Here is a 12,999-nt window from a genome sequence, read left to right as displayed (position 1 = left end):
TATGCTGCCCGGTGCGCCGACGCCGTCACCCTGCCCTGACAAACCTTCATTCTCAGCAATTCTTCAGCTACCGGTAGAACATACCGCAATCCGAAGATGATGGGCAAGATCAGACTTCCAGATTCCCATCAACACTATAAACATACTCTTAGTTTGTTTCGAATGCAGAACAAAGAGAACAATGTCGCTACCAGGACATTTGCAGCAAACTGGCCAAAGGAGCAGTGCGGAGAGTCAGTGATTTCAGTGATCGCTGGCAAGGCGGCGGGCCGCGAATTGCCTGAAGTACTCCACTTTCGATTCCGGGACCACGATCGGAAGTATCAGGTTCCACGATGCCTTCATGGAGTCCGAAAGCTCACGAACGGTCCCGGTCGCGGCTGCCATCAGCCGAACTCCGGACGCCACTTCCAACAGGAAACGAGCAATGTCAGCAGAATCCGCGTCCGAACGCAGATCACCTTCGTCTGCCGCACGGCTGGCAAGTTCACGGTAAATATCGAGCCACACGTCCAGAGTCGCCGGCCCGGAGCCCCGATAGTCCCCGATCTCGACCAACAAGCGGAACGTTGCTCTAACCATGGCGTCATGCGCACCGATGTCGACGATGACCGACGAAATACCGATCAGCGACTCGAGTGCGGGAGTGCGACGGTCCAACCAGAGCTCACATTTTGCGTCGAAACGCGCCGAACCCTCGTCGATCACCGCCCGCGCGAGTTCTTCCTTGGACCCGAAATGGAAGTACAGCGCGCCTTTGGTCACCTGCGACTCAGCGATGATCTCGCTCAAGCTGGCATTGGCATAACCCAGGCGCAAGAACACACCCGCTGCTCCGCGCAGCACCGAATCACGGGTGGCTTCTGCCCGTTCTTGCCTCACCATCGATCCGGCCTCCAATCACCACACATCGAACGAATCCTTGGTCTTACCCGTTCACAGCGTCAAAATGGAAGGCACGGTTCGGCATTCAACCCACCCTGCAAACAAATGAGACATTTGCCCATCAAACGATCGTGATACAGCGAACACAGCTTAGACCGCGATCCATCTCTGCGCGGCAGGCGCGCCTGGTTAACCCTCCAATTGTGGGTCGGCTTCCAGATTCGTCAGCCCATTCCAACACAAATTCACGAGGTGAGCGGCGACAACTTCCTTCGACGGAGTCCGTTCGTCGAGCCACCAAGTAGCCGTAGTGGACACCATGCCGACAAGCGCCTGTGCGTACATCGTTGCTAGTCCGGGGTCGAAACCGCGTCTGGAGAAGTCTCCCGCAAGCAGGTAGCCCACCTGACTGATCGCATCGTTGAGCAAGCTCGAATACGTCCCACTGGGCGCAACAACGGACGAATCGCGCACGAGTATCCGAAATCCGTCAGTGTGCTCTTCCACGTAGGTGAGCAAAGCCAACGCAACCCGCTCGACTCGAACTCTCGAGCGATTTTGCGAGAGCGAAGACGTGATCATCTCGAGGAGTCGCGACATCTCCCGGTCCACTACTACGGCGTACAGCCCCTCCTTGCCGCCGAAGTGCTCGTACACGACCGGCTTGGACACGTTTGCTCGCTGGGCGATCTCCTCGATCGAGGTCGCTTCGTATCCCCGTTCGGCGAACAATGCCCGCCCGATCTCGATCAGTTGTTGCCGACGTTGGGTACCGGTCATCCGGATCCGTGTCACTCGTTCGGGAACTGGATCCCCGCCACCCGAACCGGACACCGCCGCCATTGTCTTCCTCTCGCCGACACACAAATTACTGCTGTGGACGCTCAGCCTATCGGGACTTCGGGGACCCAATCAGAGGAGCGGTTCGACCTACGGCGGGTCGGCATGCGATTATTCTTGCGCGCGTTCGGCCGCAAGGCTCGGCAATGCGTGGCAATCCGCCGTGGTGTAATGGCAGCACCTCTGATTTTGGTTCAGATAGTTCAGGTTCGAGTCCTGGCGGCGGAGCTGGTGAACAACATGCATTTTCCAGGCGGAAATGCGTGTCTTGATCGACAGTTTGATCGACAGTTTGATCGACAGAGGGAGCTCAAACCAGTGCAGACCGCCGTGATCGTTCTCGCAGCGGGTGCCGGTACACGAATGAAGTCGAAGACTCCCAAGGTCCTCCACACTCTTGCCGGACGCAGCATGCTGGCACATTCGCTTCACGCGGCAACCTCACTGAACCCCACGCACCTGGTTACCGTCGTCGGTCACGATCGTGAGCGTGTCACCGAAGCAGTCAACGCAGTCGCGGGTGAACTGGGCCGGCCCGTCACCGTCGCCGTTCAGGACGAGCAGAAGGGCACCGGGCACGCCGTCAGTTGCGGACTCGAGGGTCTGCCGGCCGACTTCGCCGGAACCGTACTCGTGACGGCCGCCGACGTGCCGCTGCTCGACGGCAAGACCATCGCAGACCTCCTCGCTCAGCACACTGCCGCCCCCGCGGCCGCGGTCACGGTGTTGACGTCGACCGCCCTCGACCCCACCGGCTACGGACGGATCCTTCGCACGACGGACGGCGAAGTCAACGCCATCGTCGAAGAGAAGGAAGCCACCGATTCGCAGCGCTCGATCACCGAGGTCAATTCAGGTGTCTACGCCTTCGACTTCGAGACTCTGCGCGATGCGCTGGCGTCTCTCGACTCCAACAACGCACAGCACGAGTTCTATCTCACTGATGTGATCATGATCGCCCGTCGCGCGGGCAAGCGTGTTCGCGCGCAGCACATCGCGGATTCGGTTCTCGTCGCGGGCGCCAACGACCGCGTGCAGCTCTCGACGCTCGCCCGCGAGATGAACCGTCGGATCCTCGAGACGTGGATGCGTGCCGGCGTCACCGTCGTCGATCCGGCGAGCACGTGGATCGATTGCGGCGTGCACATCGCACAGGACGTGACGCTCCTGCCCGGAGTTCAGTTGACCGGCACAACGTCGGTGGGCGAGGACGCCGTGATCGGCCCCGACACCACCTTGGACAACGTGAGCGTCGGGGAGCGCGCGGAAGTCGTCCGCTCGCACGGGACCGACTCCGTGATCGGAGCCGACGCGACCGTCGGTCCTTTCGCCTACCTGCGGCCGGCTACACGCCTCGGTGACCACGGGAAGATCGGCGCATACGTGGAAACGAAGAACGCGGACATCGGCGAGCATTCGAAGATTCCGCATCTTACCTACGTCGGCGACGCCACCATCGGCCATCACAGCAACATCGGGGCTTCGAGCGTCTTCGTCAATTACGACGGCGTGAACAAGAGCCGTACTGTGGTGGGGTCGCATGTGCGAACCGGCTCCGACACGATGTTCGTCGCCCCGCTCACCGTTGGTGACGGCGCATACACCGGGGCCGGAACCGTTCTGCGAAACGACGTACCGCCAGGGGCGCTTGCCGTCTCGGGTGGTTTGCAGCGCAACATCGAGGGCTGGGTCCAGAAGAATCGTCCCGGCACGCCCGCGGCCGATGCTGCAGCAGCAGCTGCACAACCTGACGGCCCTGCACTACCTGACAGCACAGATCACCACCAGATCGACCGGCAAGTACAAAAGGATGGCATGAACCAGTGACTGCGAATTGGATCGACAACCAGAAGAACCTGATGTTGTTCTCGGGTCGCGCACATCCCGAGTTGGCGGAGCAGGTGGCGAAGGAACTCGACATCCGCGTCACCCCGCAGACCGCGCGCGACTTCGCGAACGGTGAGATCTTCGTTCGATTCGAAGAGTCGGTTCGCGGCTCCGACGCGTTCGTCCTGCAGAGTCATCCGGCACCGCTGAACACGTGGGTGATGGAGCAGCTCATCATGATCGACGCTCTCAAGCGTGGATCGGCAAAGCGCATCACCGCCGTTCTTCCGTTCTACCCGTACGCCCGCCAGGACAAGAAGCACCGCGGACGCGAGCCGATCTCCGCTCGCCTGATCGCTGACCTGCTCAAGACCGCCGGCGCCGATCGCATCATCACGGTCGACCTGCATACCGATCAGATCCAGGGCTTTTTCGACGGCCCCGTCGATCACATGCACGCACACAGCCAGTTGGCCAACCATATTCGCGCGGGCTACAACCTCGAGAACATCACGGTGGTCTCCCCCGACTCGGGCCGCGTTCGCGTCGCCGAGAAATGGGCCGACTCGCTCGGCGGAGCGCCGCTGGCGTTCATTCACAAGACGCGCGATCCCTTGGTACCCAACCAGGTCAAGTCCAACCGCGTCGTCGGTGATGTCGAAGGTCGCACCTGCATCCTGATCGACGACATGATCGACACCGGCGGAACCATCGCCGGCGCGGTCAAGGTACTCAAGGAGGCCGGAGCGGGTGACGTCGTCATCGCTGCAACCCACGGCGTCCTCTCCGACCCTGCTGCCGAGCGTCTGTCGACGTGTGGCGCAAAGGAAGTTGTTGTCACCAATACACTTCCGATCGACGAGTCGAAGAAGTTCCCGACGCTGACGGTGCTGTCCATCGCACCGCTGCTGGCTCGCACCATCAAGGAAGTTTTCGAGAACGGTTCTGTGACTTCGCTGTTCAACGGCAGCGCCTAGTCTCACGCTGCTCTACGGGCGCGTACCTGTGACTTCACGGTCACTGGTACGCGCCCGTCGTCGTCTTCGTGAACACCACAGAAACAGACCACCCGGTCATCATGAAACCACCTGTGGGACACACGAATACCACCGAATACGGCATTCAGCATGATCTTGATCACGCCCACGACCAGAAACCCAGGTCGATGTTGGGGCGGTGTTCACCGCGCCGCAATCTTCGCCTAGTGTGGCTCGTCGTGATCGACGCGCAAACCCTGGAATCCCGGCCCGAATCTCATTCCCTGAATTCATCAGTTCCGACGATCCGGCGGTGGCGCCCAGGATCTTGTGTCTGGTGCGGAGACGACAACTCCGTGGACATGTTCCGCAACGAACCCCGCTGTGGAAAATGTCGTGAAAACGAAGGCATCATCGACGACGCGAAGCGCTTCCTCGGTATGTACGGTCTGCGCCCGCTCGGCGGCACGCTGCAGTCCGACGACGACGAAGAACGCGAGTACCGCGTCAACGCTCGCGAGGCTCGCCGAGTTCTGAACGAGATCCGCATGGACGTCCTTCCCGATGCGGCCGCCGTTCGCAAGGCAATTCGGCCCCGTGCCGCAACGGTTGTCGCCGACACGTCACCCGCACGGGCTTCCCGCCCCGCCAGCACGGGCACAGCGACGCGCGTTGCCGCTCCGGTCAAGACGGACACCGTGGACATCGACACGCTCCAGGCTCGCGTCCTAGGGCTTCTCGATCAGCTCGGTTCGATCGACGAGCAGATCAAGGTCGCCGAACTCGCACAAGGGTTGCCGGCGCGCGCGCGACTGAGCGATCTCAACAAGCAGAAGGCCACGGTTCTTCGCACGCTGGCCGCTCTCGAGAAGGCTCGCATCGCCGCCTCCAACTAATTCCTTCGCGTCCGTCCCACGGCCCCGTCTCCCTTGCGAGACGGGGCCGTTCTGTATGAGCAGGTACCTTTACGAATCGTGAATGACATCACCATCACTTTCGTCGTGCTTGCACTGGTCGTGGCGCTGTTCGTGATCGGCCGAATCCCGGTCGGCATCATCGCGATCGGCACTGCCCTGGCGCTCTACGCCACCGGTGTCATCACGATGGAGCAGGCGCTTGCCGGATTCGGCGATCCAACGGTGGTGTTCATCGCCGCGCTCTTCGTCGTCAGCGAAGCCCTCGACGCCACCGGTGTCACCACGTGGGCGGGCGAGAAACTACTGGCGAAAGTCGGCGAATCCCGTGTCCGCCTCTTGAGTGCGATCATGTTGCTGGTTGCCGCGTTGACGGCATTGATCAGCGTCAACGGAGCCGTTGCCGCGTTGGTGCCGATGGTGGTCGTCTTGGCAGTGCGTCTCGGTAAGTCGACGTCACAACTGCTTCTGCCGTTGGCATTTGCCGCCCATGCCGGTTCGATGCTCACCTTGACCGGAACACCGGTCAACATCATCGTTTCCGAAGCCGCCGAGGAATCCGGGGCCGGTGCTTTCGGGTTCTTCAGTTTCACCTTGGTCGGTGCGCCGCTCGTATTGGGAACGATCGCGATCGCCGTACTTCTCGGTCCTCACGTCCTCCCCCATCGTGCGGGGACGTCGATGTCGCCTGACCTGAGCCGGCACGCCAAGACCCTCGCGAAGCAGTATCAGTTGATGGGCAAGGATGCGCCGTCCGCAGAGCCCTTGATCACCAAGCACGACGGTGTGGTCGAAGTGATAATCCCGCCGCGCTCGGAAATGATCGGCGACAGGGCTTTTCCCGGCATGGTGACCGACAGTGGCGATCTGGTGATCCTCGCGGTCCAGCGTGCCGGTGAGGACTGCGGCCCGAAGGGCGTCAAGTTGGCGGCAGGTGACACGCTCCTCCTGCAAGGCAGCTGGGACGATCTCGACACGCACACCGCGGTCGATCCGAACGTCCTCGTGGTCGACGCACCTGGTCAGATCCGTAAGCAGGCAGCGCCGTTGGGAACTCGTGCGGTCATCGCCCTCGTCGTCGTCGCGGCGATGGTCGTGTTGCTGACCTTCGGATTGGTGCCGTCGGCGATAGCCGGACTCCTCGCGGCGTGTGCGATGGTTTTGTTGCGAGTGATCAGCGTGGAGCAAGCGCATCGGTCCATCTCGTGGACCACGTTGATCCTTGTCGGTGGAATGATCCCGCTCTCGACCGCGATCCAGCAGACCGGCGCAGCCGAGAAACTCGCTCATGCCTTCGTCGACGTCGTCGGTGGTGCAAGCCCGTATGTCGTCGTCGCCGGACTCTTCGTCGTGACGGCGACGCTGGGTCAGCTGATCAGCAACACCGCGACCGCGCTGATCATCACGCCGATCGCCATCTCGGTCGCCAGCGAACTCGATATCTCGGTGCTGCCCCTTCTGATGACGGTGACTGTCGCTGCCGCGGCCTCCTTCCTGACGCCCGTCGCCACTCCCGCGAACATGATGGTGATGGGACCTGGCGGATACAAGTTCGGCGACTACTGGAAGCTCGGACTCCCGATGTTGTTGTGGTTCCTGGTAGTTGCGACGGTGTTGATCCCAGTGATCTGGAGTTTCTGATGTGCTCGCCGAAGGTGTTGTCGGAGGTCTACGAATCGATCGGACGAGAGGGCAGGAAAGTCAGCCGACGATCGATGTTCGCGGCGCTCGGCACTACTGCGCTCGGCGCGACCGTCGTGGCCGGCGCGGTGCAGCCCACTGCGTCGGCAGCGCCATCGGGTCGGACCATCGTCGATCTGACCCATGTACTGACCCCGGATTTCCCGGTGTGGCCGGGCGCGCGCTCGTTCGAGATGAGGAACCTGGCGAAGATCGCCGACGCCGGCGGGTCCATGGGCTCGCTCGGGTCCGCTGGCTTCGGCGGAAACTTCTACCTCAACGAACTCCGCCTCGAGGAACACACCGGTACGCACATCGACGCGCCCGCGCACGCCAGTGCGGACGGAATCACCGTCGAGAAGATTCCGGTCGCCGACCTCGTCGTACCGATTGCGGTCGTCGATATCAGCGCCCGAGCCGCCGTCGACCCTGACTCGTTGCTCACCCTCCAGGACATCCTCGATTGGGAAGCCGTCCACGGGACGATCTCTCCTCGCAGCCTGGTTGCGATGAACTCGGGTTGGGATACTCGGGCCGGTGCCGGTGGTTCCTTCACGAATCGAGATGCACTCGGCGTGCAACACACTCCGGGATTCGCCCCCGAAGCGATCGACTTTCTCGTCCGCGAGCGCGACATAGCGGCCGTGGGTTCGGACACCCTCAGCATCGACGCGGGCCGAAGCACCACCCACGGGGCTCACCGAAGCGCTTTGGGCTCAGGAAAGTACGCAGTCGAAGCCCTCGCGAACCTGTCCGCACTTCCGGCCGTCGGCGCCAAGGTGATGGTGGGAGCGCCGACGCATGCGGGTGGTTCGGGTGGTCCGTGCCGGGTCATCGCCTGGTATTGACGATCAGGGCGTTGGCGTCACCCGCAGCACCTTGTCGCCTGCTCCGTTGTCGGTGGTCACCAGGAGCGAGCCGTCCGGCGTCGGAGTCACCGAGCGCAAGCGCCCGAACTGGTTCACCAACCCGAAGGTCTGCGCGTCGACCGAGCGTCCGTCGGCACTGAGGCGGAGGAAGATCAGTTCCTTGCTCTTGAGACCACCCATTACGAGCGCACCGTCCCAGGCACCCCACGCGGCTCCGCCCGTGAAGGCAGCGCTGGCGGTAGCCAACGTGGAGCTACCCGAACGCCACACCGCCGCAATTGCTCCCGGCACTCGCACCGGATCGGTCATCGGCACGGATTCGTCGTACGTTCCGGGAAGCCGATCCGGGCGGTAGCCGTAATTTCCGCCGGGGGTAAGCAGATTGACTTCGTCGTCGACGCTTGTGCCCTGTTCAACCGAGTAGACCCGGCCGGTTCCAGGTTGCACGGCCAAGCCTTGGACGTTGCGATGCCCGAGCGTGTAGACGGGGCTGCCTGCATTCGGATTCCCCGCTGCTGGAGATCCGTCGGCGTTGATGTGCAAGACCTTGCCGCCCAACGAATTCGGATCCTGCGGAACGCTCGGCGTCGCGGTGTCACCCGTCCCGACGAACAGCGTTCCGTCCTGCGCCGCAAGAATTCGGCAACCCCCGTGACGCCCGGACGAGACCGGGATTCCTGGCAATACGGTTCCGGTTCGAGTGAGGGCGGTCCATCCGGCGTCGACGGTCCACGAGATCACTCGAACGTCCGTGACTCCCCCAGCGCTGAATCCCTGGCAGGTGTAGAGGGTGCGCGACTGAGCGAAGTCACGGGCAAGCGCGATGCCCATGAGCCCGGTTTCGGACTGAGCGTAGAGATCCGAAAGGTCAGCAGAGACTGGACCTGTCGTGTTGTCGCCTCGGCGAACGAAGAATCCGCCGGACCGTTCCCCGGTCAGGATCGCGCCGTCCGGGGCTGCCACGACGTCCCAGGGGTGGTCGAGTCCGTCGACGAGTGTGGTGACCGACAGCTGCGGGAGGGTGTTCTCGATGGGGATGTCCGGGTCGTCACCGCCCAGCGATCCGGTACTGCCGTTGCCGAAACTGCCGGGGTCGAAGGGGAAGGGTTGAGCCACGCTCTGCGTTACCGGCATCACCAGTACTGCAGTCAGGGCCACGGTCAGTGCGGCGAGCTTCGGATGACGCACGCGTTCTCCTCGGGTCGGAAACCGTTCTGCGCCTCACTATAAACAGACAAACACCATTTTTCGGGCCCTCTCGCTATACCCGCAGGCCACAGGAGAAACGAAACCCCTTCAGAAGTCGGCAAACTCCGGCAAGGCGTTCGCCAGTGGGGACGCGTTGCGTCTTGATGCAGATCGTGCCTTCCGCCAACCGGGCACACTCCAGTCCAGGAGGTATTCAAGATCCGCTTCCACTCCCCTGTCCCGAAGTCCGAAACGTCGTTCCAGCGCATCGTCGTCCGTCAAATGCAGTCTCGCCGCGTCGGGCACTCTCAGTTCGGGGTCACAGAATGGGCCTACGGGCGCGGTAACCGTTCGTCGTCCTGACGGATCTTTCCACTCCAGAAGACCACCTCCGATTTGCTTCACTGTCCACCTGCCAAACGTCTTCAGTCGGTGATGTTTTCGACACAGACAGGCCAAGTTCCGTTCTGCAGTAGGCCCTCCCTGAGCGGGGTTGCCGTGATCGAACGGCACCGTGTGGTCGATATCGCAACTATCAGAACGCACAACACAATTCGGAAAGCGGCACGTACCGTCTCGCGTCCTTACAATCGTCGCCAACGCCGCGGACGGCTGGTACGTGGATTCACCGCGCCGCGAACCACTGTTCCTTCTCGAGCGATTATCCCTTGCCGCAGCGGGCAATATCTCCGGTGAGCGCATCGACCGACCCACGCCCTGCACCGGTCCGACTGCCCCCGCAGTCGAACAATGTTGCACCTCGGACGGTGCAAGGGTGAGGACTCTCTGCCACGTGGCGTCCGCAGCGATTGCGCGCGCAAGGTCGGCATCGATGTGGCCGTACCCCTGCAAATAGCCTGGCAGGTCGTCGAATCCGAGCAGGGTGGAAGCGTTGACACCCACAAGAATTGTCGCAATCGGGAGCGCGGAGGTCTTCGTATCATCCCTACGGGTGCAATCGCCGTCGCACTGACAATCCAACGACGTCTTTCCTTCCGCCAATGCGATCAGTGCATCGGCACGACGTTGCCCGAAAGTTCTCGGATCGGAACCACACACCTGCATCGACATCGCACGGAGTCTGGTGGCCAAAGTCTGAGCGCCGACCGCTGGAAGCATTCCGTCCAGAGTCGACATACCGTCGTGCGACGCGCACGTTCGAACGTCCCGATCGGCCTCCGCACGAACTCGCCTGGCACGCACCCCATCAGGGTCGTACCGAGCAATGAGACCTCGTGCGCGCGCCTTCAACTTGTTACCGGTTGCACGGCAGGCACCGTCCACGAGGAGTCGCTCGATCTCGTCGAGCGCGTGCTCGGAAACATTGGCGAGAGCTTCGGACAGTGCCGTCGCTTTGGCCAGATCGATGTCACCGCAAGCAAAAGCGGCCGCCACCCGCGGAAGTCGCCAGCGCAGGTCACATCCCAGTGCAATCATTTTCTGCGCGGCGTACTCCGTAATGCTCAGTATCGACGCGATCTCCACGTGCGCGAATTGACCCCGAAAAGCCTCATTGACTCCAACCGCGGCGTCCTCCTCACAACGGTCCAAGTACAGCGCAGTGACCGCGTCGATCTCGAGGAAGTGGGCGCGCGCGATTTCCGCATGCTGCCGAAACAGCGCGCCCGCGGAAGTCTTCGATTCGAACATATGAGCGATTCTACGGGCGCCCACCGACAAGTTTTTGCGGAATCCCGGGGTATTCACCGATACCTTTTGCGCTCCGATGTCACTACGTTCAATCGCATGACTCAGCATCCGACACGAGATCAACCGTACTTCGGCATAGCGATATTCGAGTTGGGGAAGAATGACGGGGTCGGGTGCTTCTACCGAGAGGACTGTTATCTCATCTGGGCTGGCGACCCCGCTGAGGCGCAGTCAAAATTCGAGCGCAAGGCCGGCGAGCAGGAGTATCCGCTCGGCGCGAGCGATGACCAGTCCTATGTAAAACTCGCGCATCTCGTGGATCTTGCGCCGGTGTCCGACGCTGTCCATACTGGCACCGCCGATCTCTACTCTCGACACTTCTCAAATATTGCCGCCTACAGAACTTTTGAGACACTTCTAGGAGGAGACAGCATCCTCTGACAAGCGCCCACTTCACGCCCGCTGCGCGCACAACAACGCGAAGCGCTGATCCTGATCTGTCCACACCTTCCGTACCCCGAAGCCCGCGGACGCGAGCTCCGCGGCAATCCCGTCCTCGGTGAACTTCGCCGAGATCTCGGTGCGCAGCTGCTCGCCCGCTGCGAAGGTGATCTCCAGATCCAGGTCGTCGATATGCACCGAGAGTTCACGAAGTGCTTCCAACCGCATTTCGATCCACTGGTTCTCGGCATCCCAGAGCGCGACGTGACGGAAGTCTTCCAAGGGAAAGTTCGCTCCCAGTTGCTTGTTCAGGACCGCGAGAACGTTGAGGTTGAACTGGGCAGTCACGCCGGCAGCGTCGTCGTAGGCGGGCACGAGAACCGCCGGATCGATCACCAATCCCACCCCCAGGATCAGGTTCTCCCCCGGAGCGAGCACCGCTGCGATCCCCGAGAGGAACTCGGCTCGTTCTGCGGGAGCGAGATTACCGAGAGTTCCGCCGAGAAAAGCGACCGCGCGCCGTCCACCACCGGGCAGATGATGCAGCGAACCGGTGAAGTCGCTGACCACTCCGAGCACGTCGATTCCGGGAAACTCGGCACCGACTTGCTGCGCCGCGCCTTCGAGGGCCGTCACCGAAACATCCTGCGGTACATACGTTCGCAGAGTTCCGCGAGCCGTCATCGCGTCGAGGAGTAACCGCGTCTTCTCCGAGGAACCTGAACCCAGTTCGATCAGGATCTCGGGTTCGGTCAACGCCGCGATCTCGTCGGCGTACTGCGTGAGCAGGCCGCGTTCGGTACGGGTGGGGTAATACTCGGGTAAGCCCGTGATCTCCTCGAACAGTTCACTTCCACGCGCGTCGTAGAACCATTTGGGCGAGAGCCACTTCGGCGTAGCAGTCAGACCCTCCCTGGCCTCGGCTCGCAGTGCGTCGACCGATTCGGCCGGTGTCAGATAAACCTCGAGCGTAGGGGTTTTCATTTTTCTCCCATCGGGATCGGGGTGATGATCACATGGCCGGGACGCGCGCAGACGATGTGCCGGTCCGGCACCTGCTCCCAGTCCGGGGATCGATCGAACGGTTCGGAAACGATCAGGGCCCGCGACTCGTCGACCCGCGTGTACAACGTGTGGCCCCAAGCCGTGGCCCACAGTTCCTGCCCGTCGCCGAACAGGAGGTTCAATCGTGAATCCGGCGCCGCCGCAGCCACATCGTGGACGAGGCTCGTCACGGCGACCTCCGCGGGCTTCGACTTCAACCGATGCCGAAGCACTGTCCACAACAAGGCAGCATCCGTCGGGGCGGGCATCTTCAGCAGTTCGACGGCCGGAACTTCTGCCGCCAAGTCGGCAAGTGATCCAGGCCAACCGGATACCGCTCCGTTGTGACTGAAGGCGTAGGTTCCGTCGACGAACGGTGCGCAGGCACCGATCTCGACGGCCATCCCCTCCGTCGCGGAACGCACGGCAGCGAGGACGGCTCCGGAACCTATGTGGGACAACGTCTCGTCGACTGTCGGGTCCGACCAGATCGGCGAGATACTGCGGTACCGTCCCTGCCTTCCACCGTTCCACCACACCGCACCGAATCCGTCGGCATTGATGGTCCCGCCGCCACGCATCTCGCGAGGTGCCCACGACTGTCGCATCAGTGAGTTCTCGCCGTCGTGGATGAGTTCACGAACCGAACGTGGCGGCCCGAGATACCCGAGGTGCCGACACATG

Annotated in this window: 12 protein-coding genes and 1 tRNA gene; 7 read left to right on the top strand and 6 right to left on the bottom strand. The window is 62.1% G+C overall.

Annotation, left to right across the window (positions count from 1 at the left end; all coding sequences use genetic code 11):
- Positions 1 to 243 precede the first annotated feature (243 nt).
- Positions 244 to 885 (bottom strand): ScbR family autoregulator-binding transcription factor, encoded by a 642-nt coding sequence (locus CPI83_RS08700; protein WP_003946317.1) that lies wholly within the window; start codon positions 883 to 885, stop codon positions 244 to 246.
- A 189-nt stretch (positions 886 to 1,074) separates the two neighbouring features.
- Positions 1,075 to 1,728, bottom strand: coding sequence for a TetR/AcrR family transcriptional regulator (locus tag CPI83_RS08695; protein WP_019744652.1), 654 nt, complete (start codon positions 1,726 to 1,728; stop codon positions 1,075 to 1,077).
- 154 nt (positions 1,729 to 1,882) lie between these two features.
- Between CPI83_RS08695 and CPI83_RS08690 the strand changes: the two genes are divergently transcribed.
- The 6 genes from CPI83_RS08690 (at position 1,883) to CPI83_RS08665 (ending at position 7,971) form a co-directional block, all read left to right on the top strand.
- A tRNA-Gln gene (locus CPI83_RS08690) sits at positions 1,883 to 1,953 on the top strand.
- A 90-nt stretch (positions 1,954 to 2,043) separates the two neighbouring features.
- Positions 2,044 to 3,552 (top strand): bifunctional UDP-N-acetylglucosamine diphosphorylase/glucosamine-1-phosphate N-acetyltransferase GlmU, encoded by a 1,509-nt coding sequence (glmU, locus tag CPI83_RS08685; RefSeq protein ID WP_097387094.1) that lies wholly within the window; start codon positions 2,044 to 2,046, stop codon positions 3,550 to 3,552.
- Entirely contained in the window at positions 3,549 to 4,529 is a 981-nt protein-coding gene (locus tag CPI83_RS08680) for a ribose-phosphate diphosphokinase (protein ID WP_019744654.1), read from the top strand. Before glmU ends, CPI83_RS08680 begins: the two co-directional genes overlap by 4 nt.
- A 239-nt stretch (positions 4,530 to 4,768) precedes the next feature.
- Positions 4,769 to 5,425, top strand: coding sequence for a hypothetical protein (locus tag CPI83_RS08675; protein ID WP_024487329.1), 657 nt, complete (start codon positions 4,769 to 4,771; stop codon positions 5,423 to 5,425).
- Positions 5,426 to 5,503: 78 nt separating this feature from the next.
- A complete protein-coding gene (locus CPI83_RS08670; protein WP_021345090.1) occupies positions 5,504 to 7,084 on the top strand; it encodes an SLC13 family permease in 1,581 nt (526 codons plus the stop codon).
- A complete protein-coding gene (locus tag CPI83_RS08665; protein ID WP_097387093.1) occupies positions 7,084 to 7,971 on the top strand; it encodes a cyclase family protein in 888 nt (295 codons plus the stop codon). Before CPI83_RS08670 ends, CPI83_RS08665 begins: the two co-directional genes overlap by 1 nt.
- A gap of 3 nt (positions 7,972 to 7,974) precedes the next feature.
- Here the strand turns inward: CPI83_RS08665 and CPI83_RS08660 are convergent, their stop codons facing one another.
- Together CPI83_RS08660 and CPI83_RS08655 are read right to left on the bottom strand one after the other, a co-directional pair.
- Positions 7,975 to 9,180 carry a PQQ-dependent sugar dehydrogenase gene (locus tag CPI83_RS08660; protein WP_097387092.1) on the bottom strand — a complete coding sequence of 402 codons (1,206 nt, stop codon included), beginning with the start codon at positions 9,178 to 9,180 and terminating at the stop codon, positions 7,975 to 7,977.
- Between the two features lie 108 nt (positions 9,181 to 9,288).
- Positions 9,289 to 10,830 carry an HNH endonuclease signature motif containing protein gene (locus CPI83_RS08655; RefSeq protein ID WP_198586340.1) on the bottom strand — a complete coding sequence of 514 codons (1,542 nt, stop codon included), beginning with the start codon at positions 10,828 to 10,830 and terminating at the stop codon, positions 9,289 to 9,291.
- Between the two features lie 96 nt (positions 10,831 to 10,926).
- Here CPI83_RS08655 and CPI83_RS08650 point away from each other — a divergent pair, with 96 nt between their 5' ends.
- On the top strand, positions 10,927 to 11,271 hold the full coding sequence (locus CPI83_RS08650; protein ID WP_046379990.1) for a hypothetical protein: 345 nt from the start codon (positions 10,927 to 10,929) through the stop codon (positions 11,269 to 11,271).
- Between the two features lie 12 nt (positions 11,272 to 11,283).
- Here CPI83_RS08650 and egtD read toward each other — a convergent pair whose 3' ends face one another.
- Both egtD and egtC read right to left on the bottom strand, forming a co-directional pair.
- Positions 11,284 to 12,255, bottom strand: coding sequence for an L-histidine N(alpha)-methyltransferase (gene egtD / locus CPI83_RS08645; RefSeq protein WP_097387090.1), 972 nt, complete (start codon positions 12,253 to 12,255; stop codon positions 11,284 to 11,286).
- Complete coding sequence (gene egtC, locus CPI83_RS08640; protein ID WP_020908572.1) at positions 12,252 to 12,998, bottom strand: ergothioneine biosynthesis protein EgtC; 747 nt, start codon at positions 12,996 to 12,998, stop codon at positions 12,252 to 12,254. The genes egtD and egtC overlap by 4 nt, the downstream gene beginning before the upstream one ends.
- Position 12,999 lies beyond the last annotated feature (1 nt).

The sequence above is a fragment of the Rhodococcus sp. H-CA8f genome, assembly GCF_002501585.1.
GTDB lineage: Bacteria > Actinomycetota > Actinomycetes > Mycobacteriales > Mycobacteriaceae > Rhodococcus_F > Rhodococcus_F erythropolis.
This window is presented reverse-complemented; position numbering and strand designations above follow the sequence as displayed.